The 24,690-nt window shown below is 60.9% G+C and carries 22 protein-coding genes; 9 read left to right on the forward strand and 13 right to left on the reverse strand.

The features are described 5' to 3' along the window. Positions 1 to 159: 159 nt before the first annotated feature. Entirely contained in the window at positions 160 to 894 is a 735-nt protein-coding gene (locus PMI01S_RS16495; RefSeq protein ID WP_084321050.1) for a thioesterase II family protein, read from the reverse strand. A gap of 168 nt (positions 895 to 1,062) precedes the next feature. Further along, complete coding sequence (locus tag PMI01S_RS16500; RefSeq protein WP_084321051.1) at positions 1,063 to 2,235, reverse strand: MFS transporter; 1,173 nt, start codon at positions 2,233 to 2,235, stop codon at positions 1,063 to 1,065. A 332-nt stretch (positions 2,236 to 2,567) separates the two neighbouring features. Here PMI01S_RS16500 and PMI01S_RS16505 point away from each other — a divergent pair, with 332 nt between their 5' ends. The 3 genes from PMI01S_RS16505 (at position 2,568) to PMI01S_RS16515 (ending at position 6,047) form a co-directional block, all read left to right on the forward strand. Then, on the forward strand, positions 2,568 to 4,394 hold the full coding sequence (locus PMI01S_RS16505) for a glycoside hydrolase family 15 protein (RefSeq protein ID WP_084321052.1): 1,827 nt from the start codon (positions 2,568 to 2,570) through the stop codon (positions 4,392 to 4,394). A 328-nt stretch (positions 4,395 to 4,722) separates the two neighbouring features. Next, positions 4,723 to 5,118 carry a hypothetical protein gene (locus PMI01S_RS16510; protein WP_084321053.1) on the forward strand — a complete coding sequence of 132 codons (396 nt, stop codon included), beginning with the start codon at positions 4,723 to 4,725 and terminating at the stop codon, positions 5,116 to 5,118. Between the two features lie 26 nt (positions 5,119 to 5,144). Next, positions 5,145 to 6,047: an alpha/beta fold hydrolase gene (locus PMI01S_RS16515; protein ID WP_084321054.1), complete on the forward strand. Its 903-nt coding sequence runs from the start codon at positions 5,145 to 5,147 to the stop codon at positions 6,045 to 6,047. Here PMI01S_RS16515 and PMI01S_RS16520 read toward each other — a convergent pair. Further along, the gene (locus PMI01S_RS16520) at positions 6,016 to 6,999 is read right to left on the reverse strand and encodes a GlxA family transcriptional regulator (protein WP_084321055.1); all 984 of its coding nucleotides are present in this window, start codon (positions 6,997 to 6,999) and stop codon (positions 6,016 to 6,018) included. The genes PMI01S_RS16515 and PMI01S_RS16520 overlap by 32 nt on opposite strands. Positions 7,000 to 7,089: 90 nt before the next feature. On the opposite strand from PMI01S_RS16520, the gene inhA reads away from it, so the two are divergent. Then, positions 7,090 to 7,785 (forward strand): isonitrile hydratase, encoded by a 696-nt coding sequence (inhA, locus tag PMI01S_RS16525; RefSeq protein ID WP_084321056.1) that lies wholly within the window; start codon positions 7,090 to 7,092, stop codon positions 7,783 to 7,785. A 623-nt stretch (positions 7,786 to 8,408) separates the two neighbouring features. On the opposite strand, the gene PMI01S_RS16530 is transcribed toward inhA, so the two are convergent. Continuing rightward, a complete protein-coding gene (locus tag PMI01S_RS16530; RefSeq protein ID WP_084321057.1) occupies positions 8,409 to 8,897 on the reverse strand; it encodes an SRPBCC family protein in 489 nt (162 codons plus the stop codon). 199 nt (positions 8,898 to 9,096) lie between these two features. On the opposite strand from PMI01S_RS16530, the gene PMI01S_RS16535 reads away from it, so the two are divergent. Next, on the forward strand, positions 9,097 to 10,020 hold the full coding sequence (locus PMI01S_RS16535) for an ADP-ribosylglycohydrolase family protein (RefSeq protein ID WP_084321058.1): 924 nt from the start codon (positions 9,097 to 9,099) through the stop codon (positions 10,018 to 10,020). 48 nt (positions 10,021 to 10,068) lie between these two features. Then, positions 10,069 to 10,470 (forward strand): lysozyme inhibitor LprI family protein, encoded by a 402-nt coding sequence (locus PMI01S_RS16540; RefSeq protein WP_084321059.1) that lies wholly within the window; start codon positions 10,069 to 10,071, stop codon positions 10,468 to 10,470. Between the two features lie 113 nt (positions 10,471 to 10,583). On the opposite strand, the gene peaD is transcribed toward PMI01S_RS16540, so the two are convergent. The 4 genes from peaD to peaA all read right to left on the reverse strand — a co-directional run bounded on the left by peaD (position 10,584) and on the right by peaA (position 15,145). Beyond that, the gene (gene peaD / locus PMI01S_RS16545; protein WP_084321060.1) at positions 10,584 to 11,702 is read right to left on the reverse strand and encodes a quinohemoprotein amine dehydrogenase subunit beta; all 1,119 of its coding nucleotides are present in this window, start codon (positions 11,700 to 11,702) and stop codon (positions 10,584 to 10,586) included. Positions 11,703 to 11,727: 25 nt separating this feature from the next. After that, positions 11,728 to 12,051 (reverse strand): quinohemoprotein amine dehydrogenase subunit gamma, encoded by a 324-nt coding sequence (qhpC, locus tag PMI01S_RS16550; RefSeq protein WP_008027961.1) that lies wholly within the window; start codon positions 12,049 to 12,051, stop codon positions 11,728 to 11,730. Between the two features lies 1 nt (position 12,052). Then, complete coding sequence (peaB, locus tag PMI01S_RS16555) at positions 12,053 to 13,483, reverse strand: quinohemoprotein amine dehydrogenase maturation protein (protein ID WP_084321061.1); 1,431 nt, start codon at positions 13,481 to 13,483, stop codon at positions 12,053 to 12,055. Positions 13,484 to 13,564: 81 nt separating this feature from the next. After that, on the reverse strand, positions 13,565 to 15,145 hold the full coding sequence (gene peaA, locus PMI01S_RS16560) for a quinohemoprotein amine dehydrogenase subunit alpha (protein WP_084321062.1): 1,581 nt from the start codon (positions 15,143 to 15,145) through the stop codon (positions 13,565 to 13,567). Between the two features lie 345 nt (positions 15,146 to 15,490). Here peaA and PMI01S_RS16565 point away from each other — a divergent pair, with 345 nt between their 5' ends. Beyond that, positions 15,491 to 15,847: a hypothetical protein gene (locus tag PMI01S_RS16565; protein ID WP_084321063.1), complete on the forward strand. Its 357-nt coding sequence runs from the start codon at positions 15,491 to 15,493 to the stop codon at positions 15,845 to 15,847. A 48-nt stretch (positions 15,848 to 15,895) separates the two neighbouring features. Here PMI01S_RS16565 and PMI01S_RS16570 read toward each other — a convergent pair whose 3' ends face one another. Further along, the gene (locus PMI01S_RS16570; protein ID WP_084321064.1) at positions 15,896 to 16,150 is read right to left on the reverse strand and encodes a DUF1652 domain-containing protein; all 255 of its coding nucleotides are present in this window, start codon (positions 16,148 to 16,150) and stop codon (positions 15,896 to 15,898) included. 200 nt (positions 16,151 to 16,350) lie between these two features. Here PMI01S_RS16570 and PMI01S_RS16575 point away from each other — a divergent pair, with 200 nt between their 5' ends. Together PMI01S_RS16575 and PMI01S_RS16580 are read left to right on the forward strand one after the other, a co-directional pair. Then, entirely contained in the window at positions 16,351 to 17,073 is a 723-nt protein-coding gene (locus tag PMI01S_RS16575; protein WP_084321065.1) for a hypothetical protein, read from the forward strand. Positions 17,074 to 17,304: 231 nt separating this feature from the next. After that, positions 17,305 to 18,795 (forward strand): aldehyde dehydrogenase family protein, encoded by a 1,491-nt coding sequence (locus PMI01S_RS16580; RefSeq protein WP_084321066.1) that lies wholly within the window; start codon positions 17,305 to 17,307, stop codon positions 18,793 to 18,795. Between the two features lie 138 nt (positions 18,796 to 18,933). Here the strand turns inward: PMI01S_RS16580 and qhpG are convergent, their stop codons facing one another. From qhpG to PMI01S_RS16600, 4 genes are read right to left on the reverse strand one after another with little or no spacing between them, the layout of a single operon-like run. After that, entirely contained in the window at positions 18,934 to 20,223 is a 1,290-nt protein-coding gene (qhpG, locus tag PMI01S_RS16585; RefSeq protein ID WP_084321067.1) for a flavin-dependent monooxygenase QhpG, read from the reverse strand. Further along, positions 20,220 to 20,897, reverse strand: a complete 678-nt coding sequence (gene qhpE / locus PMI01S_RS16590; RefSeq protein WP_084321068.1) for a subtilisin-like serine protease QhpE — start codon at positions 20,895 to 20,897, stop codon at positions 20,220 to 20,222. The genes qhpG and qhpE overlap by 4 nt, the downstream gene beginning before the upstream one ends. Further along, entirely contained in the window at positions 20,887 to 22,605 is a 1,719-nt protein-coding gene (locus PMI01S_RS16595; protein WP_084321069.1) for an ABC transporter ATP-binding protein, read from the reverse strand. Before PMI01S_RS16595 ends, qhpE begins: the two co-directional genes overlap by 11 nt. Then, complete coding sequence (locus PMI01S_RS16600; RefSeq protein WP_084321070.1) at positions 22,605 to 24,509, reverse strand: sigma-54-dependent Fis family transcriptional regulator; 1,905 nt, start codon at positions 24,507 to 24,509, stop codon at positions 22,605 to 22,607. The genes PMI01S_RS16595 and PMI01S_RS16600 overlap by 1 nt, the downstream gene beginning before the upstream one ends. Positions 24,510 to 24,690 lie beyond the last annotated feature (181 nt).

Below are 24,690 nucleotides of genomic sequence, written 5' to 3' on the forward strand. Positions count from 1 at the left end.
CGGGGAGGCGAACCGTGGGATCTAAGGTTGCTGCAAATAAAATGTGGGAGCGGGCTTGCTCGCGAAGGCGGTACATCAGTCAACATTAATGTCGACTGATGTACCGCCTTCGCGAGCAAGCCCGCTCCCACATTCGATATAGGTGATCTTGAGATTGTATTAGGCAGTGACGGCCATCACATGCCGGCGATGGTGAACATCGAGCTGGTCCTTGATCACCCGCAACACCTTGGCTTCGTGTTCATGGATGAAGAAGTGACCGCCGGCCAGCATGTCCACTGAGAAGCTGCCGTGAGTTTCCTTGCTCCAGCCGATCAGTTGCTCGGTGGTCGCGCGATCAGCCTTGCCGCCAAGCACGTGCACCGGGCATGTCAAAAGCGGACGCTGGATCGGTTCGAAGCGGCCGCACAGCAGGAAGTCTGCGCGCAGGATCGGCAGCGTCAGGCTCATCAACTCTTCATTGGCCAGCACTTCTTCGCGGGTGCCATTGAGGGTGCGCAGTTGCTCGATCAGCTCGGCATCGGTTTTCGGGTCGGCAAAACCCTGGTCGTAATCTGCCCGCATCGTCGGCGCAGCGGTGCCTGAAGCGAACAGCGCCACCGGCTCCGGGCAACCCAGCGAGCGAAAGGCATGAGCCATCTCGCAGGCCAGCAAAGCGCCGAGACTGTGGCCGAACAGCGCATACGGCGCCTTGAGCGTGGCTCTCTGTTCGTGCGCGAGTTGCAACGCCAGGCGCCGCATGTCGGTGTGCAATGGCTCACCGAACCGCGCGCCGCGCCCCGGCAGTTCCACTGGCTGCAACGTGAGCCACTCCGGCAGTTTGCGCCGCCAGCGGCTGTAGACCATGGCGCTCGCGCCTGAATAGGGCAGGCACAGCAATGTCAGCTGGGTCACCGGGCTTACCTCGAAAAGTTGTCTGTAAAGAGAACGGATGAGCGCCGAGGGGAATTAGTACAGAGCCCCCTGTAGGAGCCGGCTTGCTGGCGATAGCGGCGTATCAATCGACATTGACGTGACTGATACATCGCTGTCGCCAGCAAGCCGGCTCCTACAGGTAAAGCATTATTTCAGATGGCGATAAGTGGGGATTGCAGACCCGAGCACGACGGCGCCGGCGGCGATGGCCACCCAGAACCCGCTGCGCGCGCCAAACATATCCACCAGCCAACCCGAACTCGCCGCGCCAATCGCCACGCCAATGCTCAACCCGGTGACCAACCAGGTCAGGCCTTCGGTGAGCTTGGCCGGCGGCACAATCCGTTCCACCAGCGCCATCGCAACAATCAGCGTCGGCGCAAAAAACAGCCCGGCGACGAACACCGCCAGTGACAGCCCGATAATGTTGCTCGCCAGCAGCAACGGTAACGTAGTCACCGCCGTCGCCAACCCGCCGTACAGAAACAGTCGCGGCAACGGCACTTTCGAACGCAACGCCCCGAACGCCAGCCCGGCCAGACATGAGCCGATGGCATATACCGACAACACAATACTCGCCGCCGCCGGTTGGCCCTGTTGCTGCGCAAACGCCACGCTGACCACATCCACCACGCCCACTATGGTGCCCATGGCGACCATCAACAGCATCAGCAACTGAATCTCGCCGGAACGAATGATCGAGCCCTGATGGTGTTCTTCATGGGGATGAATCGCCGGCTCGGTGTCCCGTTGCAGGACAAACGCCGTGACCCCGATCGCCAGCATCAGCAAGGCCGCCAACGGCCCCGCCTCGGGGAACGCCACCACGCACAAGCCCACCGACAGCGGTGGGCCGACAATAAAGCAGACTTCGTCGAGCACCGATTCCAGGGCATACGCGGTTTGCAGTTGCGGCTGGCCGCGATAGACCTCGGTCCAGCGCGCCCGCACCATCGCCGACATGCTCGGCATGCAACCGGCCAGCGCGGCAAACACGAACAGCGTCCATTGCGGCGCCTGCAAGCGCGTGCACAGCAACACCAGCAACAACGCCCCGCCGCCGATCAACGCCGACACCGGCAAGATCCGGCGCTGCCCGAAACGGTCCACCAAGCGTGAAACCTGTGGCGCGCAGAACGCGGTGGCTAAAGCAAACGTCGCCGCCACCGCGCCCGCGAGTCCGTAACCACCTTGCAGCTGGGAGAGCATGGTGATCAGGCCGATGCCGGTCATGGAAATCGGCATGCGCGCGATCATCCCGGCCAGCACAAAGGCTCGGCTGCCCGGGGCTTTGAACAGTTCGCGGTAGGGGTTGGCCATGGTTCGGCTCTCGATAAGGGCCTGCAAGTTGCCATAAGGCTGCTTAAGGGGAAAGGGTCGAATTGTTGGTTGAATGTGAAGGCCCCATCGCCAGCAAGCCGGCTCCTACAGTTAATCGCGTTTCTTCTACTGTAGGAGCCGGCTTGCTAGCGATGGGGTCATTTCCTTTCGCCAAATGAACTCTGCGCCGCCCAAACCAGTCACCTGATCAGGCCCTCACCGCAAGGCGCTCACTTACATGCAGATTTCCCTCGCCCAACAAGTCGCCCTCACCATCGGTGCCTCCGACTACATCGACAGCTGCAAGAGCCTCTATCCGGAGTTTCGCGCTAATGACTGATCATCATCCCGAACGACAAAGCGCCATCGACGCCCACGGCATCATTGGCGACATGCGCAGCGCGGCACTGGTCAACGACAAAGGCAGCGTGGATTTTTTCTGCTGGCCGGAATTCGACAGCCCGTCGATCTTCTGCTCGCTGCTGGACACGCCCGAGGCCGGCATTTTCCAACTGACGCCGGACCTGCCCGACGCCCGCCGCGAACAGATCTATCTGCCCGACACCAACGTGCTGCAAACCCGCTGGCTCAGCGACAGCGCGGTGGTCGAGGTCACCGACCTGCTGCCGATCGGCGACAGCGACGATGATCTGCCGGTGCTGATGCGTCGAGTGCGGGTGGTCAGCGGCCAAGCGACATTTCACATGCGCTGCGCCGTGAGGCATGACTACGCTCGTGCCAGAACCCGTGCGCGGCTGGACGAAAAGGACGTGGTATTCGAGGCAACCGATCAGCCGTCCATGCGCCTGTCTTCGGATCAGGTGCTGCATGTCAAAGGGGACGCGGCGGTGGCTGACTTCACCCTGGAACAGGGTCAGGGCGCGCAGTTCCTGCTGGGCGGCTTCGGCGATCCCCGCTTCAAGGCAGGGGCTGCAGACTTGTGCATGGAGCGCACGTTGAAGTTCTGGCGCGACTGGACCGGCCAGTCCAACTACCGCGGTCGGTGGCGGGAAATGGTCAACCGCTCGGCCCTTGCGCTGAAGCTACTGACCTCACGCAAACATGGCGCGATTGTGGCCGCAGCCACGTTTGGCCTGCCCGAAACACCGGGTGGTGAACGCAACTGGGATTATCGCTACACCTGGATCCGCGACGCCTCGTTCACCGTCTATGCCTTCATGCGCCTGGGGTTTGTCCAGGAAGCCAACGATTACATGCGCTGGCTGCGCGGGCGGGTCAGCGACTGTCACGGCAAACCGATGAAGCTCAACATTCTCTACGCCATCGATGGCCGCCAGGAACTGCCGGAAACCGAACTCTCGCACCTGTCCGGCCATGGCGGCGCCACGCCGGTACGCATCGGTAACGGTGCGTACGATCAGGTCCAGCTCGATATCTTTGGCGAATTGATGGATGCGGTGTATCTGGTCAACAAATACGGCGACGCCATCTCCCATGAAGGCTGGAATCACGCGGTGGAAGTGGTCGATCAGGTCTGCGAAACCTGGCAGCAAAAAGACGTCGGCATCTGGGAAATGCGTGGCGAGCAGCACCATTTCCTGCATTCTCGGTTGATGTGCTGGGTGGCGCTGGACCGGGTGATCCGCCTCGCCTCCAAACGCTCCCTGCCCGCCCCGTTTGCCCGTTGGGACCAGACCCGCCAGGCGATCTACGTCGACATCTGGGAAAACTTCTGGAATGAAGAACGCGGGCATTTCGTCCAGCACATCGGCGGTACCGCACTGGATGGTTCGATGTTGCTGATGCCGCTGGTGCGCTTCGTCAGCGCCAAGGATCCGCGCTGGCTATCGACCCTCGAAGCCATTCAGAAAACCCTGGTACGCGACGGCATGGTCTACCGCTATCGCAACGAAGACAGCCAGATCGACGGCCTCACCGGCACTGAAGGCGCCTTCGCCGCGTGTTCGTTCTGGTACGTCGAATGCCTGGCCAGGGCCGGCCAGGTGGAAAAGGCGCACCTGGAATTTGAACAACTGCTGCGGTACGCCAATCCGCTGGGGTTGTATGCCGAAGAGTTCGACAGCCATGCGCGGCATCTGGGCAACACACCGCAAGCGCTCACGCACCTGGCGCTGATCAGCGCGGCAAGTTTTCTGGACCGAAAATTGAGTGGGGAGAAGAATTACTGGCAACCGTGAGACCGCGTCGCACCCTTCGCGAGCAAGCCCGCTCCCACATTCGACCGGGTTCTTTCAGAAAGTATGCGATCGAATGTGGGAGCGGGCTTGCTCGCGAAGAGGCCATCAGCCAAATACAAGGCTCACAGGATCAGCCAAAGGACTGAAAACCTGGTGCCCTGTGCAATCCAGGCGCCTATAACTACTAAACAAAACCCGATAACCAACGCACAGAAAGTCATTAGCCCCTCTGGAAATCCTTTGTTGCCACTCACCACATCCCCACCTAACATCCCTCGTCAACGGGCACAGCGGAGCTGTCCAACACCCCCGAATTCAAGGAACCCGAATGACTCAGCGCATCCACCGCAGCATCGACACCCCACTCCGTACAGGCCTGAACCGCGATGAACTGTGGGAAGGCCCCGACAAAGGCCTGATCAAATGCTGGGAAATCGGCCGCCAGCGCGCCGCCCGCTTCCCCGAACTCGCCCAACAATGCCGCGCCGGCGAATTGCCGGTGCTGGGCTGGAAAGGTGGCGTCAGCCGTAGCCTGAAAAAACTCGAAAAGTACGGATCGCTCAAATACCTTGCTCAGTGGCAGGGTTTGCGCGGGGAAGATCTGGAGGTTGATTTGGACGAAGAACGGGTATTGACCTGCTCCCGGACCAGAATGGTGGTGACGTTTACGCCGGATCGCTCCAAATACTTTAATCAGATGGCGGAAACCGAAGTTCAGGAATGACCCCGGCAACCTGTCTGGAGAGTTAGATGAACAATGACGCACTGATCAACCATGTATTGACTCCGCATCTGAAACTCGCCTACGAACAACACGGCCCCACCACGGGCGACCCCGTCATCCTGCTTCACGGCTTCCCCTACTCGCCCCGTGCCTACGACGACATCGCGCCAGTCCTTGGCGGAAAAGGCTATCGGGTTATCGTCCCGTATCTGCGCGGCTATGGCCCGACCCGATTCAACAGCACCGATACCCTGCGTTCTGGTCAGCAAGCCGCCCTCGCTCAGGATTTGCTGGACCTGATGGACGCACTCAATATCAGACAATCCGCCCTCTGTGGTTACGACTGGGGCGGGCGGGCGGCGTGCATTGTCGCGGCGCTGTGGCCGGAGCGGGTTCGTTGCCTGGTGACCGGTGACGGTTACAACCTTCAGGACATTCCCCGTTCGACCCGGCCACTGGACCCGGAAACCGAGCATCGGCTCTGGTATCAGTACTACTTCCACACCCCGCGCGGCGTTGAAGGCCTGACCGAAAATCGCCGCGCCCTGTGCCAGTTGCTGTGGAAATTGTGGTCACCAACCTGGGCCGAAGGCCCCGAACGATACCCGCTCAGCGCATCGGCATTCGATAACCCGGATTTCGTCGCCGTCGTGATTCACTCCTATCGCCATCGCTTCATGTATGTCGCGGGTGATCCGGCGCTGGAATCGATTGAAGAGGCACTGACCCGGCAACCGCCAATCAACGTTCCGACGATCTCCCTCTGCGGTGCCGACGATGGTGTGGGCCCGGCGTCGGAAGTCGACGAAGACATCGCCCATTTCACAGGTTTCTATGAACGGCGCGTGCTGGCAGGCGTCGGGCATAACATCCCCGAAGAAGCGCCTGAGGCAACGATCAGGGCATTACTGGATCTGCTGGAGCGCTGACCGAAAACCGCTCGCGATAGGCTTGCGGTGTCACGCCCATGGCGCGCAGAAAACTGCGGCGCAGCGTCTCTTCGCTGCCGAACCCGCACTGGACCGCGACCCGTTTGATCGGCACGCCGGTGTCGCTGAGCAGGCGTCGCGCTGTTTCGACTCGAATCAGTTCGATAGCCCGCGCGGGCGTCTGGCCGGTGTCGGCGCGGTAGTGGCGGACGAAGCTGCGTTCGCTCATGCCGGCCTGTAGCGCCAGGGTGGGAATACCCAGATCCATGGTGAGGTGTTCGCTGATCCAGGCATGAAGGTCATCGAATCGGCTACCTTCCTTTTGCAATGACAGGGTCACGCTGAACTGCGACTGGCCGCCCGGACGTTTGAGAAAAACCACCAACTGCTGCGCCACTTCCAGCGCCATGTTGCGCCCCAGGTCTTCTTCGACCATGGCCAGCGCGAGGTCAATGCCGGCAGTCACCCCCGCCGAGGTCCACACCGGGCCGTCGTTGATGAAAATCGGATTGGGCTCGACCTGAAGCCGTGGGTGCCTCTGCGCCAACTGCTCGCAACGAGTCCAGTGCGTGACCACCCGACGGCCATCGAGCCAGCCACTGGCCGCCAGCAAAAACGCGCCGGTGCACACCGATGACACCCGGCGACATCCCGCCCCATGCTCACGCACCCACGCCACCAGTGCCGCATCCTCCGCCGCCGCGTAAACGCCCCAGCCGCCGGCAATGATCAAGGTGTCGCTGCCTTGCCCGGGCAACGGTTCGGCCAACAACGCCAACCCCGCCGACGACATCACCGCCCCGCCGCCGCAGGCGATCACCGTCGGAGCGTAAGGCGGCGGCAAACCTTTATGGCGGGCTATGTCGTTGGCCGAGGCGAACACTTGCAAGGGCCCGGTGACGTCGAGCAGTTGCACATTGGCGAACGCGAGCACATGAATGGTCTTGGGCATGTTTGGCGTAATTCGTGGGGTAATTGGCGTATGCGCCAAATCCTACGAGCCTAGAGTGAAGCCGTCCACCCACTTCGCGAGAAAAACACCATGACGTTGCAGATCGGTTTTCTGTTGTTCCCGCAGGTTCAGCAACTGGACCTGACCGGCCCTTATGACGTGCTGGCCTCGCTCCCGGATGTGAAGGTGCATCTGATCTGGAAAGACCTGGTGCCCGTCACCGCGAGCACCGGCCTGGTGCTGAAGCCCACCGTTACCTTCGACGATTGCCCGGCACTGGATGTGATCTGCATTCCCGGCGGCAGCGGTGTCGGACCGTTGATGGAGGATGACGAGACGCTGGCGTTCATCAAGGCTCAGGCGGCCCATGCGCGCTATGTCACTTCGGTGTGCACGGGAGCGCTGGTGCTGGGCGCCGCGGGCCTGCTCAAGGGCAAACACGCGACCACTCACTGGGCGTACCACGAATTGCTCGCGCCATTGGGTGCGATCCCGGTGAAGGATCGGGTGGTGCGTGATGGCAATCTGCTGACCGGTGGCGGAATCACCGCTGGCATCGATTTCGCGCTGACATTGGCCGCTGAATTGTTCGATAAGGACACCGCTCAGTTAGTGCAGTTGCAGCTGGAATATGCTCCGGCGCCACCGTTTGCTTCGGGCTGCCCTGAGACCGCGCCGGCCAGCGTGCTGGAGGACGCGCGGAAACGGGCTGCCGGGTCGTTGAAATTACGCTCGGAAATCACCGAGCGTGTTGCGGCGAAGCTCGATCAGGCATCAGTACGCTGATCCATTCCTCGGTGCAGCCAGTGTCCGGCTTCACCGAGGACTTTCCATCGCCCACAAAAAAACCCGCCTAAGCGGGTTTCTCAAGACCATTGCGACATCCTGTCAGCAGCCATCCAGGCCTATGGTCGATCATCCGTGATCCTGAGTGCATCCTGCGACTCAGTTGATGGATCCAGAGTAACTGCGTTGTTGAAGCGTAAACAGACGACATACACGCGCTCTGGTGTAAGCCATTGACCATCAGCATGCCGACAGTGTGGGAGCGAACCTGTGTGGCATTCCGATAAATCCCCTCGCCACAAAGTCTCACTCCCAAAAAAATAGAGAGCTTTTCAGCAGACGAAAAAAAACCCGCCGAAGCGGGTTTTCCCAAGACCATGTCGACTCCCTGTCGATAGCGTTCCGTGCTGATGGCCGATCATCCTTGATCCCGAAGCACTTCCTGTGCTCCGGTTGATGAAGCTAGATTACGCATCGGATCCAATCCGCAACAGGCGACATAGTTACCATCGCGTGTAGGACATTCGCTATACCACCCCTTCCGAAAACCCTTAGACGCATCAGGTGTCGAGCCTGGAAGCTACGAGTTTCGGGGCCTGCAGTCGCCTTTCAACTTGCAGCCATTACTCGCCCTGCTGCAAGCGGGCCTTGGTATTGATCTTCAGAAATTCTTCGATGTTGTTCATCTGCTCATCCCAGCCCCGGCTGTCCATGCGGAAGGCCTTGAGCCGCCGCGTCTGGGGAATGTGATCGAAACCGGACTCGGTGACCTTGAGCAAGGTGCCGTTATCCATGTCTTCAAGCTCGAACAGCACCAGCGTGGTGGGTTCCTGGGAGTAATCGACTTCCGGCTCGACGGCATACGGGTGCCAGCGAAATGAAAACACGCGTTCCGGCTCGACTCGCTCTACCAGGACGTTCCACAGCAAATGCTCATAACCGGGGTAGGTAATCTGCCCCTGAGTCCATTCGCCGGCGACAAAACGCTTGCCTTCCAGTGCCACGCCAAACCACTGCCCGAACGCTTCGGCGTTGGCCAGCACACGCCAGACCTGCGAGCGCGGCGCTTTAAGCAGGATCTTCCTTTCGATGCGATCTGATGCTGGGTTCATAAGTCACCTCCTGTATTGAACAGTAGGCCTGTAAGACCACAAGACCAACCTTAAAGTTGTATCAATCGGGCTGCTCAATCAACCCTGTCTGAAATATTCGGCCGCACATCCGCACCAAAGTTCGCGGTTGAGAGCGAGAGTCAACCGATGGGAGCTGCTACCGTTTGCAGGGACGACATTGACCGGACAAGGAAGATTCATGCAGCCCTCACTCACGGAACGTTATCGCGGCGCCCTGCTGGGCCTGGCCTGCGGTGATGCCGTCGGCACCACTGTCGAATTCCAGCCACGCGGCTCGTTCAGACCCTTGACCGACATGGTGGGCGGCGGCCCTTTCAATCTGAAGCCCGGGCAATGGACCGATGACACCTCGATGGCGTTATGCCTGGCCGAAAGCCTGCTGAGCAAAAACGGCTTCGATGCCGCCGACCAGATGGGTCGCTACCTCAATTGGTGGCAATGGGGTTACCTGAGTTCGACCGGGGAATGCTTCGACATTGGCATGACCGTCAGTGATGCCTTGACCCGGTATCAGCAAACCGGCGAGCCCTTCGCAGGTTCAACCGATCCCTACACCGCAGGGAATGGTTCGTTGATGCGGCTGGTGCCGGTGGTTCTGTATTACTTCCCCGACCGTAACCGGATCAGCGAGTTCTCCGCTCACAGTTCCCGCACGACACACGCCGCGCCTGAAGCCGTTGAGTGCTGCCAATTGTTCGCCGAGCTGATAGGTCACGCGTTACAGGGCGCGGCCAAAGCGGATTTACTCCGTTTGCCGGCCACGACCCTCCTGGAGCCAAAAGTCACCGCCATCGCACGCGGCGATTACTTCGACAAACCCGAAAGCGCTATCCGTGGCAGCGGTTATTGCGTTGCCTCGCTGGAAGCGGCGCTGTGGTGTTTTAATCACACCGACAGCTTTGAAGCCGCCATCCTGACGGCCTCCAACCTGGGCGATGACGCCGATACCACCGCCGCCATCGTCGGTCAGTTGGCCGGGGCTTTTTACGGCGTGCAGGCCATTCCCGACCGTTGGCTGCAAAAGTTGCACAGGCGCGAGGATATCGAAGCTTATGCAGTTCGATTACTCCAGGCTTCAAATACTCCGGCCGCAACGGGATAAGGCTTCGCTACACTGCACCTCTTCTTTTCCTGTCACAGCGAGAACCCCATGCCTCCACGCTTTCTCCTGGCGCTGACGCCGTTGCTGTTCAGCACCGTTGCCCAGGCCGTCGATTGCGACAACGCCACCGACCAGGCCACGATGAATCAATGTGCGGCGCAGCAGAACAAAGCGGCGGACAAGGAATTGAATACGCTTTACCAGCAGATCACCGAACGCCTGAAGGACAGTCCCGACAGCAAGAAGCTGTTGGTCGGCGCGCAGCGGGCGTGGATCGGGTTTCGGGATGCCGAGTGCAAGTTCTCCGCGTCCGGGGTTGAGGGCGGGAGTGTTTATCCGTTGATTTACAGTAATTGCATCACGGATCTGACCAAAGCGCGGGTTGAGGCTTTCAAGATCTACTTGAAGTGTCAGGAGGGGGATTTGAGTTGTCCGGTGCCGGGACAGTAATGTCTCGGTTGTTGTTGAAGACGCCATCGCCAGCAAGCCGACTCCTACAAGGGATCACGCCGAATCTGTAGGAGCCGGCTTGCTGGCGATGGCGTCAGAGCAGGCGCCGGCCGTTACCGGACAAATATCTGCGCCGTGGTAATCGCCATATCCCCACCCGGCAATTTGATGCTACCCACCTGTTTCAAGCTGTCGGCATCAAAAATCGCCACATCGTTAAACGTCCCGGCCAGGTAAATCTTGCTGCCCTCCTTGTTGAAGGAAATGCAGTAGTAGGAATGATCCAGCGTCGCCGCCTGCAGCATTTTCTTTTCCTTGATGTCGTACTTCGCCAGGCGATTGAGCACGCCGAACATCAGGTTCGGATCCTTCGGCGAGCGCATGCCGCTGAAGTAGATCTCCGTCAGAGGACCGAAGTCGGTGGTTTCGGTCTTGCCGGTTTTCAGGTCGATGCTGAACAACCCGTAAAGGTACTCGGCGGTGGCGGGATCCTGCTTCTTGTCCTTGAATTTCGCCGCGGTGTAGAGCAACGAGAAGTCATGGCGATAGGTCTGCTGGTTCCACACGTAGAGCACATCCGGCGCACTGTAGTTGGCCCGTTTCCAGTGACGGCTGGGAATCAGCACGTCGAACTTGCCGGTTTTCACATCAACCTTGTAGATGTCCGCCCCGGCCACGTACAGCGTACCGTCGTCGCCGCTTTGCATGATGGTCAGCTGCCGTGGCGCCGGAAAACTGCGCACCGGTTTGGCGTCCATGCCGGCGTCGGTGGCGTAGACATCCAGCCGAGGCTGCTGCACCTCGTAGCGGTCGTTGAGCATCAATGTCGGGTTGGCAATGGTGAACAGCTCCTTGCCGTCATGACTGAGGGTGAAGGCGAACATCGACTTCGCTTTCTCTCCCGGCTTCTGGGTGATGCTGGCGTGGAACACCTGTTTGCAACTATCCAGTTCGACGCCGTAGACATCCGCGTAGTGATTGTTCAGCACATAAGCGGTCTTGCGATCCGGCGATAACTGCACAGTGCCCGGACCGAAGGCGTCCGGCATCTTGCAGGTCTTGAACAGGATGTCCGTGGCCAGGTCGATCACGTGCAGGTTGTTCGGGTAATTGGTGGTCAACATGTACTCGTGACCGTCTTGCAGAGCGGTGTTTTCATCCGCCAGAACGTTGAACGAACAGACGCTCAGGACGGCAAACGCGGCCAGGCCGCAGGCTTTGATGCTGTGCATGCTGGAATCCTTCTTCTCTGTCCGATCACTTGTCTTTCGGGAAGACAGTGCCAAGGTTGCGCCAGTTGTCGTTGGACGCCTGGGCATCCTTGTTCCAGTCCGGGTAGGTGCTCATCATGTCCGGCACCTGGGCCGGCCACCAGCAAGGGTCCGAGCAGCCATAAAGATCGGCTTCCATCGGCTGGCACAACGACGACACACCGCCAAACGCATCGATTTCCCAACCCGGGTCGGTGGTCGAGGCACAGCCCGCAACAGAGCTCATCGCCACCACTTCTTCGATACGGTTTTCGGCCGCGGCCTCATCGAGTTTCAACGCTTTATTATTGATTGCCTTGAGATGTTTCATATCAGTGAGCCTTGCGCGGAGTGATGTAGCTGCTGATAAACGCAGGGTTGTGGGCCATGATCCGGGTGTAGACCTCGATGCCGAAGTCGACCCAGTCACGCATCAGTTCGCAGTAGTGATAGGTCGGGTGGGTCGGGTCGCCGTAACGGGCGTAGCTCTCGTGGTAGCAGCCGCCGGAGCAGAGATTGCGGATCTGGCAGTCTTCGCACCCGGTGTTAGTACGGTCGAGGCGCTGGGACAGGAAGTCGTTCAGCTCAACCTGTTTCACACCGCTGTGCACGTTGCCGAAGGTCGGCAGCGATGAGCCGGTAAAACGGTGGCACAGGTTCAGCTCCCCTTTGTGATCCACCGCCAGCATCTTCAGGCCCGCGCCGCATGGCAGGGCTTTTTTGTGGCCTTCGTGGATGTCGGTGATCAGCTGGTGCAGGTTGGAGAACCCGATGTTGCGGTGCTCCAGCGCCGCTTCCAGGTAACGCCGGCCTAGCCTCTTCATGCTGGCGAAGACTTCGATCAGCTCGTCGCTGGTCAGGTTGAAGGTGCTGATGTCGCCGGAGGTCACCGGGGCAAACCCGACTTCGGCAAAGCCCAGTTCATTGAACAGGTGATCCCAGATGGTTTCGACGTCGGTAACGCCGGTGGTCAGGGTCACCCGCGCGCCCACCGGACGACTGTTGTAACGCGACAGCAGCATCTCGGCCTTGCGCCGCACCACGTCATAGGTGCCCTGCCCGCCCACGGTGATGCGGTTGCGGTCGTGCACGGTTTTCGGTCCGTCGATACTGACCGAAAGCCCGAAGCGATGGGTATTCAGGTAGTCCACGGTCTCTTCGGTGAGCAGCGTGGCGTTGGTGGTCATGACGAACTCGACGAACTTGCCCGCCTCGCGGAAACGCTTCTCGCAATAGTCGACCATGTACTCGATCAGCTTGCGATTGCTCAGCGGTTCGCCGCCAAAAAACACCACGGTAAAGCGCTCTTCATCCGGCGATTCACGCAGTAGCATTTCTACCGACGCGACCGCCGTTTCGACGTCCATTTTCTTGCCGGCCGACGGCTTGTCGAGGTCTTCCTTGTAGCAGTACGTGCAACTCAGGTTGCAGCCAGTGTTGACGTTGAGCACCACGGTGTTGATCGCGGTGCGCTCGACCCGTTTGGTGCCGATGTCCGGGGTCAGCGGCGAACCGTCGCTGACCAGTTCCAGGGACATCAACTCACGCAAGGTCTCGGTGATTTCTTCGCCGTTGAAGCGTGAAGACAAACGCTGGATCAAGTCGTCCGACGAACAGCCGGGACCGCGCAACGTATCGATGATGGTGCCGGTCAGCTCATCGCTGGCGAACAGCGAACTGCTGGGAATGTGAAACAGCATGCGGTCGGCATCGACGTGCACTTCGTGCAGATTCCGCTCAACCAGATTCAAAATAGCGCCCATTGCAACCTCCTGTGCAAACCCCGCTTGGCGGGGCCTGCGGTCATTCCGAAAAAGTGTCTGAAGCCTTTGGTTTCAGCCAACTCACGGAATGGGTGGATTGTTCCAGCGTTGCACGGTGACGATCATGTGGCCTTCGCCGGTCAGGGATTTCCCTGCGTCGTCGACGGCGGCGATCACCTTCAGGTTGCCGGCATTGTTGGTGGACATTTTGCGTTGCGGGTTCGGTCCGGCATCGCCCGGTGTGAATACGCCGCTGTCAGCCTGCATGGTGCCGGCGAACTTGACGTCTTCGTCCTCCTTGGCGCGGTCGTCGAAGGCTTCGACCGACCACTGCGCCGGGAACACGCCGATGCGATACGGCTTGCCGTCGGCGCCCTTGCCCCAGGCTTCCGCGTCGAAACGCCCCTGGACTTTCGGCGTCGAACCACCGCCCTCGCCGATCCGCGCCACCGAGAACTCGGGCACGACTTTGACTTCGGCAATTTTACTGTAGACCGACAGGGTCGGGCCTTTCAGCGTACCGACGGTGACGTGGCGCAGGCCCGGCTGGGCATTGGCGGCGGCCTTGAGTTTGACCTTGATGCGATCCGCGTTTTGCTCCACAACCTCGACCACTTCCACGCCTTTGCCGAAGTTCGGTTTGCCGGTGAGACCGCTGCCGATCAGGGTCACTTCCGTCTCGACGCCGGCCTTCAGATAACCAGGCTGCACCGCCAACAAACGACTGCTGCCCTGCTTGGCGGCGACGAAGTCCAGCCCACGCTCATCGTGCTCGGCTTCGAACATCCGCCCTTGCATCGCATTGCCTTGGGCGGCGAACACCTGACGCATGGTCACACCGTCGATGGTCACGTTGCCGCGCCATTCGTAACCGGTGTAGAGAATCGCGCTGCCGTCACCGTTGAACGGCGTGCCGTCGGCGTATTGGCCTTTGACGCTGACCTTGAACGTGTCGTCGCCATCGGCGCTTACGCTCATCACCCCGGCCAGTTCGCCTTTACCCGGCAAGTGGCCGCTGAAGCTCCAGTCGCCCACCAGCGCCTCGGCTTTCGGCGCGGTGCCCAGCCATTTTTTCCAGGCCGGGTTGTCCAGCGGATAACGCTTGGCCAACAGCGGCACCATTTCTTTGCGCGCCAGATCGAACCAGTCGCGGTCGCGGGACAGGGCCTGGTATTCGAGTGACGGCCACTGACCCAGGTGGAAGTTCACCAGACGCTCCCATTCCTGGGCCGGACGCCGTTGCAGGGCGACCCGCGCACCGGAGTGGCAGCGGCCGCACATCTGGCTGGTCTGGTCGTCGAATTTCTCGACGGTATTGAGTCGGCGTTCCAGCGCATACCGCACGCCGTCGGTCTCGCTCGGCGCCAGGCCCTGGGTGTCGGCCAGGTATTTGACCAGGGTGCGGCGGTCGTCATCGCTGATCTGCAAACCGTGCATGGTCTGCATCCGGGCGATGCTCATCAGCCAGCCTTCCGGTGTTTTGCGCTGGTGACTGATGCGGCTCAGGGCGTTATCGGCTTCGGGGGTATGACAGCCCTGACAGGTTTCCTTGAGGATGGTCTGGGCGTCGCGGGCTGCCAGGCTGTCAGGCGAATGCAACGCCACACAAGCGGCCACGGCCAACAGACTGGCGCTCAGGCCTGATCGGAGTTTTCTCTTCATCAACGTCGAACCTCGCACGGTGCTTTCTTATTTTTGTGGCTTATCGTTTTTATGGTTTCTGCCGCCGGCGGCGCACCGCAGACGGAGGCAAGAGAAACGTCTGCGATGAGCAATACACGGAGCGTGCCAGCTTGCCGATTACCTTTTTTATCAAACGGTTGCGTGAAGTTGCCTGCGGTTGACCCTGCCTGATCGAGAGCGCCTGCGTCTAATATCGCGACAGTTGTTGCAGTCTGAGACAAGCATAGATGCCATGGCCGGAACAGCTCATCGCCCGACGATTGACGACAGCCCCCCGCGGGGGCGAAATAAGTGTTCACCCATTGCCAGTCAGGGAGTCACACCATGGCAAGCATCACTATCCTCGCGGGGGACTTTCTGCAGGGTGACGGAGAGTACGCAGACGGCGTTTTCACCCTGAGAACGTCGCTTCACCCGTGGCCCGGCATCACCCTGCCACTCTCCTCGTTCAAAAGCGTGGAAGTCGCCAACGAGGACTCGATCAACAACATCAAGGACGCCATCGGCTTCGGGGTCGCCGGCGCCATGCTACTAGGCCCCATCGGCGCGATTGCCGGGTTCATGCTGGCCGGGAAAGAAACCGAAGTCACCTTTCTGGCAACGCTCAAGGACGATAGAAAGCTGCTGGTTGCCGTGGATGGCAACACATTCGAGGAGATTTCCCGAAAAATCGCCGCCTGATGGCCCAACGCGAGCCGCACCGGTTACACGGTGCGGCTTGACGCTGATTCAGATCGAATAGGTGGGATGAATGCTTTTGTGCGCCTCGATTTCCTGGCGCATGTCGGCCACCAGCGTGGCGATGGCGTGGGGACTGTCCAGTGTCCACACCGGAACGTGGGTGGCGATCAGGTCCACTTTGCCAGTCATGCAGTCACAGACCCGGATCGTCAGGGACTGGTCCGCTTCCAGGTTGCAGGTGCAGACGGCGGGCAGAAAACTGTGTTCGATGATGTTTTGGATTTCCAGGGTTGAAAGAAACATCGCAACCTCCCTTACACCAGATGTGTGCCGGGCAAATGCTCCGTCATTTCACCCACCGAGCCTGAAAATTCTATTCCCCGAAAGTGGGGGACTCAAGGGCGCAACCCGGTTGCTCGTCGTCTCGACGGCTGGCTCCAGCATTCAAGCTTTCCCTCTTAGCGTCGATAACCTGCTTACACCAAACGTTCAGGGAAGACGACATGGCAATTTCTTTAAACGCTGCCTTTATCCAGCCATCAGCCGCTCAGCTCAGCCAGTCCAGCCAACCATTGACAGCCAAAACGCTGAGTGAAGACCTGCAGAAGACGGCGATCAACATCAATCCGGCGGCGATTTACCATCCAAGCGATGAAACGCCAGCAACCAGTCTGACCATAGAATCGATCGAGACCTGGATCGGCCGATCCCAGTCGCCTGATTTCCCACAGGTTGCCGAGCGTCACAAAAACGCCCATCAATCACTGAAATTCTCTTTCGAAGAGTTCCAGTCTGCATTGGCCCACGCCTACCCGGATCTCGCCGACAAAAAATTCGGCTTCACCCTCCAAGCGGATGGAAGCCTCAAGGCCCTCAACAGTTCAGGCCAGCTCAGTTCCTCCGACATGAATCGGCTGAACAATCTGCTGAATGCCTCCAGTTCGCTGAAAGCAGCAGCGAGCAGTTACCGCGACGCCTCCATCGATTTAGTGGCTGCCGACTCCGTATGGGGTGGCAGCTACGTGGGCGGGTACAACCTGAACAAGGACAATTTCGCCAGCACCATCGATCTGGGCGCCCTGTTCCTCAAGAAAGGTTCGGTGCCAAACGCTGAAACCCTGAACGGATTTTTCTCTTCTCAGTTGTGGAGCAAAGGCGAGCGAATGACCCAGGCGACGGAAGCGCAGATGCTGTCCGAGCGCAATAAGGTCGACGTGACGGCCTGATTCCGACAACAGGCGCAGATTGCCCGAACAAGCCCGGACCTCAACATCGATCCGGGCTGAAACAACCGTCTCTTGAATCTCAGGCATCGTCGCGATTTGCGACAAAGCGTCAGGTCCTGTCGACCACGACTCTCCTCCAGCGCCCGCCGCCCAAGGGCTATTCGGCCCTTGCGGGCAGTTGGCACAGCCATTGCGAAAGCCTCGTTCTCACGAACAACAAGAGGCCTCGCCATGACGCTCCCTTACCTGCTTCCCGCCACCTCGGCGTTCATCCAGCGCGCCCCGCGCATGCTTATCGGCGGTGACTGGGTCGAGGCCGCCGACGGCCAGACCATGCCCCTGCACAACCCGGCCACCGGCGAGGTGCTGTGCGTGGTGCCGCGGGCCACGCCGGAAGACGTTGACCGCGCGGTCCTCGCCGCCCGCCACGCATTCGATGATTCCACCTGGACTCGCACCCGCCCTCGGGAACGGCAGAATCTGTTGTGGAAACTCGCCGAACTGATGGAGCGCGACGCCGAACTGCTCGCGCAGCTGGAATGCCTGAACAACGGTAAAAGCGCCGCCGTGGCCCAGGTGATGGACGTGCAGTTGTCCATCGACTTCCTGCGCTACATGGCCGGTTGGGCGACCAAGATCGAAGGTTCCAGCGTGGAAGTGTCGTTGCCGTTGATGCCCAACGATCAGTTCCACAGTTTCATTCGTCGCGAAGCGGTGGGTGTGGTTGGCGCCATCGTCGCCTGGAACTTTCCGTTGCTGCTGGCCTGCTGGAAACTCGGTCCGGCCCTGGCCACAGGCTGCACCGTGGTGCTCAAGCCTGCCGACGAAACCCCGCTGACCGCGCTGAAACTCGCCGAACTGGTGCTGGAAGCCGGTTACCCCGAAGGCGTGTTCAACGTGGTCACCGGCACCGGCATCACCGCCGGTTCGGCCCTGACCCATAACCCGCTGGTGGACAAGCTGACCTTCACCGGCTCCACCGCTGTCGGCAAGCAAATCGGCAAGATCGCCATGGATTCCATGACCCGCGTCACGCTGGAACTGGGCGGTAAATCGCCGACCATCGTCATGGCCGACGCCGACCTGAAGACCGCCGCCGCAGGCGCTGCCAGTGCGATTTTCTTCAATCAGGGCCAGGTGTGCTGCGCCGGTTCGCGCCTGTATGTGCAGCGCAAGCATTTCGACAATGTGGTGGCGGACATCGCCGACATCGCCAACGCCATGAAGCTCGGCAACGGGCTGGACCCAAGCGTGGAGATGGGGCCGCTTATTTCCGCGCGGCAGCAGGAACGGGTTTACGGCTACATCGAAAAGGGCCGGGAAAGTGGCGCGACCATCGCCTGTGGCGGTGAGCAATTCGGGCCGGGATTCTTCGTCAAACCGACGGTGATCGTCGATGTCGATCAGAAGCATTCACTGGTGCAGGAAGAGATCTTCGGCCCGGTGCTGGTCGCGATTCCGTTTGATGACGAGGCCGATGCGTTGCGCATGGCCAATGACAGTCCGTACGGACTGGGGGCGAGTATCTGGTCGAATGATCTGGCGGCGGTGCACCGGATGATCCCGCGGATCAAGTCCGGTTCGGTGTGGGTCAATTGCCACAGCGCCCTGGACCCGGCATTGCCGTTTGGCGGGTACAAGATGTCGGGAGTCGGGCGGGAGATGGGGTATGCGGCGATCGAGCATTACACCGAATTGAAATCGGTGTTGATCAAGCTTTGATCTTCATCGTTCTTTAGGCCGCCTTCGCGGGCAAGCCCGCTCCCACCGTGATTTGTGTGTGCCGCAGATTGCGGATTCACCCCAAAAACCTGTGGGAGCGGGTTGCCCGCGAAGAGGCCGGGCCAGGCAACCGAGATTTCAGGGTTTGAACCCTTGCCCCAACAACCAACTGCGAACCATCCTGCCCTGCTCCATCGTCAACCCGGCTAAAGCTCGTTCCGCCGGTTCAGTGCGCAACCGCCGCACCAAAGGCGCCAGTTCAACACCCTGAACATGCCAGATCCCCAACGGCTGATCCACTGTGATCACCACCTCAGCCTCATCCACAAACCCCTCTTTCAACACCGGCGCTCGCTCGATTTTCAACGAAGAAAAGTCCGCCTCGGCATGCGCCACCTCCGCATCCGGCCACTGCCGCCGCGCCTGCCAGAATGGCTGATCCGGCCAACGCCGCTCATCGGCATAAAAATCCCGCCCGATCCGCGCAAACCGCAAAAACAACTGTTCCACCCGTTGCTGATGAAACCGCCGGGCCAACGCCGTCCGGTCAGGTTTTCGCAACAGCGTATTGATCACCGTCGGCGCCTGTAACGCCGAGGACAAGGACTGAAAGATGCCATTGCCCGACAGCGGATCCACCGCCATCGCCGCATCGCCGACCCGAATCCAGTGTTCGCCACACACCTGCGGGCTCAGAATCGCGGTGCTGCTGCGGGCATGCAACTGAAGGTCGATCTCAGGTTTTACACCAAAGAACTCACGCGCCAATGCGGAACCCTGGCGCCGCTGGCGGCAGTAATCGAGCAACTGCGCCTTGCCCGGCAAGTGCACGCTGGCCACGTCCACCGTCCATTGCCAATAGCACTGGCCGTCCGCTCGCCGCGCCATCCACGCCCAGCCGTCCTCAAGGCTTTCCACGGCGCTGGCGGTGTCGCCCGGCACACCTTGCCAGCGATTGAGCAGGCTGACCGTCTCCGGGCCACGCAGGCCTTTGCCGAGCGCCGGTGCCTGGCGTCCGCGGGCCTCCACCAGAAAATCGGCGACCAGCGCTTCGCCCCCTTCAATCTCGACCCGATGTCCGCCAGCTGAGGTCTGAACGCTCAGCACCCGACCTTCGATTAACTCAACGCCCGCCAGGCGCAAGTCTTCACGAAGGCCTCGATCGAAGTTCGGGCGGTCCAGCAAAAATTCGATGTTTTGCGCATGCTGCTGACCGTTCCACGACACCTGCCGCTGAGACGGCAACGCCGCATCCGCCAACGCTTGATGCAGACCGGCACCGCGCAAGGCCTCCAGCACCCGGATGGAAACGCCTTCCAGCGCTGCAAACCGTCGCCACTCGCTGACCAGCGTGACGGCGTAACCGAGCCGGCGCAAACCCAGGGCCACCGCCGCGCCCGCCGGCCCTGCGCCAAGAATCAGAATCATGGGCCGAAACGCCGTTCAGGCCCGCGATAACGGGCGTTTTCCCGCAGCCAGTCAATGACCTGCTCGTTGCTCGCCTCGGGCTGTGCAACCAGGAACCCCGCAATGTGCCCACTCAACGCCGCGCAGCCCAGACTGGCGCCGGATTGCCCCGGATACGTCCCGTGCACGCACGCGGCGAAATCCGCCTGGGCACTGTTGAGCCACGACCATTCCTGTTCGGCGCAGCGCGCATCGCCGGTCACGCGCAGCACCTGTGGATAATTCGCCGGGAACACGCCCTCGCCCTGGGCCGGACTGGACGCACACAGCAAAATGCCCCGCGCCACCGCCGCTGCGCATGCCTCGCGCAAGAGGCTGCGATCCTGTCGCAACCCGAGGCTCAGATTGATCAGCCGCACGTCCTGCGCCACCAGCCAGTCGATGGCCGTGGCAATCTGCAAGGCGCTGGTGACGCCACGCTGATCGAACACCTGAGCCATGCAGAACACCGCCGAAGGAGCCCGCCGACCGATGGCCTCGATCACCGCGCTGCCGTGGCCCAGCGGATCATCGCGCAAAGCGCTTTCGGCCAGCCCATCCTCCAGCAACGAGAAGCGTCGCCCCGCGATCACCTGCACCCGCTGCGCCGCCGAATGACCGCTGTCTACCACCCCGATTCGCACTTCAGACTTCATGCTGCACCGTTTTCGAAGTGAGCACGCCATCGAGCAATTCGAAGCGCAGATCGGCGTCGGCCAGGGTTGAAGGGCGATGACTGATGAGGATGCGCGTGCGCCCGGCAAACAGGCGGTCGATGGCCTCGATCACTTCGCGCTCGGTGGCTTCATCCACCGCCGAGGTCGCTTCGTCCAGCACCAGAATCAGCGGGTCCTGCAACAGCGCACGGGCGATGGCGATGCGCTGTTTCTGCCCGCCGGACAACTGCTGACCGCGCTCGCCCAAGGGACTGTCGAGGCCTTCGGGCAATGAGGCGATCAGGCTGTCGAGTTGCGCCAGCCGCGCCACTTCGGCAATCGCTTCGCGGCTGGCGTCGGGCACGGCGTAGGCCAGGTTGTCGGCGAGGCTGCCGCGAAACAAAACAATGTCCTGACTGACCACGGCAATCCGCCGGCGCAACTGGAACAAGTCCAGTTCCCGCAGGTCGACCTCGCCCAGCAGTACCCTGCCGGACTGCGGATCATGGTGCCGTTGCAACAGGTCGATCAGCGTCGATTTTCCGACCCCGGAGCCGCCGCTCAGAGCGACTTTCAAACCATAGGGAATTCGCGCATCGATGCCGCTCAGGGTGCTCGGCCGACCGGGATGGCTGAAGTGCACATCGTCGAAACGCAGTTCGCCGGAAGTCGGCATCGGCTTGGGTTCAACGGGGGTCAGCACCGTCGGTTCTTCACCACGCAATTCCATCACGCGCCCGAGGCTGACGGTCATCCGCTGAATCGCGACATAGAGCCCGAGCAAACTCTGAACCGGCCCGACCGCCATCCCCAGATACGTGGAAAACGCGATGAGCGCGCCCAATTGCCACGTCCCTTGCACCACCCAGTAACCGCCAATCAAAAACGCACAGGCCCGGGACAGCGAGGTCAACGTGCCCGGCACCGCCTGGGTGAAAAACTCGGTGACTTGCAGGCGCAGCAACTGACTCATGTAGCCCTGCCCCAACGCCTCCAGTCGTCGCGACTCTCGTTGTTGCTGACCGGCCGACTGAATGAATTTCATCACCGGCAGCGTCTCGACCATGAACGACGACATGTCCGCCGAACGCTCACGCAACTGACGCACATCGCGCTCGACCTTGCGTCGCATCCAGCGCAGCCAGAGCACATCGAGCGGAATCAGCACCAGCGCCAGCAGCGAGAGTTTCCACGACAAGGTCAGCAGCATCGCCACCGCGACCACCAGGCCGATCACACTCGACACCGCCGAAAACAACGAGTCCACGGCGAAGCGCTGGATCTCGGCAACATCGCCATCGAGGCGCGACATCAAATCACCGATGCGCCGTTGCCCGTAGAAACTCGGTGACAGGGTTTGCAAATGCCGATAAAGGTCGTCGCGCAGCGAGAACAGAATCCGCCCGGACAACCGCGTGTGCAGGTAACGATTGATCCCCGACAATGCCGTGCCGAGCAGCCCGGCGACGATCATCAGCCCGGCGATCAGCACCAGCATGGGAAAGTTGCGCGCCAGCAAGCCATCGTCGATCAACAGCTTGGTCAGCCAGGGTTGCACCAGCACCAACAACGAGGCGCAGACCGACAAGCCGAGTAGCCCGGCAATCGCCAGACGATGCGGCCGCACAAAGCTGTAGAGCCAGCGCAATGCCGCTTGGAGGGCTTCGGGGTTCTGGCTGTCGATCAGCCGAACGATCAGGCGCAGCATCACGAGCGCAACTGTTTGAGCTTGCGATACAGGGTCGCGCGGCTGATGCCCAGGGCGTCGGCGGCGGCCGAGACGTTGCCCTGATGGCTGTCCAGAGACTGGCGAATCAGCTCCAGTTCGTTTTCGCGAATACTGCCCGACTGGGGGCGTTCGCTGGCGTTCAGTTCGTCGAGCATGCTGTCGGGCAAGTGGTCGACGGTGAGCACTGTATCCCCCGGCTCGCGCATGGCCAGCGCGGTGCGCAGCACCATTTCCAGTTGGCGGATGTTGCCCGGCCAGTGATAGCCCGCGAGCAGGCGGTTCAGATCGTCATGCAAAACCATGGTCGGTGCGTCGAGTTTTGCCAGCAGTCGAATGACCAGCCCGCTGAAATCGTCGCGCTCGCGCAGGGCCGGCAACATCACGCTGATGCCGTTGACCCGGTAGAAAAGATCTTCACGGAAGTGTTTTTCTTCCACCAGGCGTTTGAGGTCGCGGTGGGTGGCGCAGATCAGGGCGACGTCGATGTCCTGTTCTTCGCCAGCGCCCAGTGGGGCGACTTTGCGGTCCTGCAAGACGCGCAGCAGACGCGCCTGCAAGGCCAGCGGCATGTCGCCGATTTCGTCGAGGAACAGCGTGCCGCCATGGGCCTGTTGCAGACGCCCGACCATGCCGCCTCGACGGGAACCGGTGAACGCGCCTTCGCGGTAGCCGAACAGTTCCGACTCGATCAGGCCTTCGGGAATCGCCGCGCAGTTCACCGCGACGAAGGGTTTGTCGCAACGACTGCCGGCCATGTGCAACGCGCGGGCAATGACTTCCTTGCCGGTGCCTGTTTCGCCGAGCAGCAGCACCGGCAATTCGTTAGCCAGCCCTTGGCGTGCCATACGCAAGGCCCGGGCATAGCGGACATTGCTGCCGGCCAGGGCGTCGAGATCGGGTTGCGGTTTAGCGGTTTTGGCGGTGCTGCGCGGCGGTGTGCTGACGTTGATCGAGCGCTGCGGCGCGCGCAGGGTTTTGTAGAAGAACTCACCTTTGGCGGTCTGCAGACTGCCGACGCCGCCCTGATGCAAACGCGACAGCAGTTGCAAGCCATCGACGCCGAGAAACTCTTCGCAACGGCGGCCGACCAGCGCCGAGCGTTCGGCGTGGAGCAACTGACAGGCCTGGGCGCTGACCGCCAGAATCTGCCCGCCGAGGCTCACCGCCAGCAGGCCCTGCCAAGGGGATTCGAGGTATTGCCGACGGCTGTGGAAGGCCAGGACGATCTGGTCGGGGAAACTGGCGTTGAACACCCGGCTTTCGATCTGGCTGACGGCCATGGCCAACAGCGCGGTGCTGTCGTGAACGCGGCCGAGCGGGCCTTCTCGGGTCAGGTCGAGGACACCGAGGATGTCGCCTTGCGGGCAATAAATCGGCACAGAGGAGCAGGAGAAATCGGTCAGGCGATCGAGGTAATGCTCGCCGCAATCGATCATCGTCGGCCGGGCTTCCACCAGTGCGGTGCCCAGCGCGTTGGTGCCGCGAGCGGCTTCGCTCCAGCAGGCGCCGAGGGTGATGTCTTGCAGGCCACTGCCCTTGAGGCGATCGGCACGGCCTTCGACGGCGAGGATGGTGGCGTCGGAGTTGGCGAGGATGACCAGCCCTTCCTTGCCCTGGCGCTCGGCCAGGTAATCGATGGCCGGCAACGCCGCGTCAATCAGCAGGCGATTGCTCGACAACAGCACATCGAGGCTCGCGCTCGATTCCAGCGTCAGTTCATGTTTGCTGTTGAAATGCACGCCATGGCTGAGGCTGCGCCGCCACGACGCATCGATTTCTGCCCGCAACACGCCATCGGGGACTTCGCCCTCGAGATGGAGTTTTTCCCGGGCCAGCCGGGCTTCGCGGTGCAGCTTGGGGGAAGTTGTTTTTATCAGCGTCATCAAGCGCTCCGGATCGGTCCGCCCTGCGCTCTTTTAAGTTCAGCGCCCTGCCGCAATCTTTACGTTAACGTCAGGGCGATGGCAAGTGCCTTACGGCGTTTGGGATTCATCCGCTGCACCGAGTTATCGTTCTTCGCGAGCAAGCCCGCTCCCACACCCGATTGGGTATGAACCACAGACT

The sequence above is a fragment of the Pseudomonas migulae NBRC 103157 genome (genome assembly GCF_002091715.1).
GTDB lineage: Bacteria > Pseudomonadota > Gammaproteobacteria > Pseudomonadales > Pseudomonadaceae > Aquipseudomonas > Aquipseudomonas migulae_A.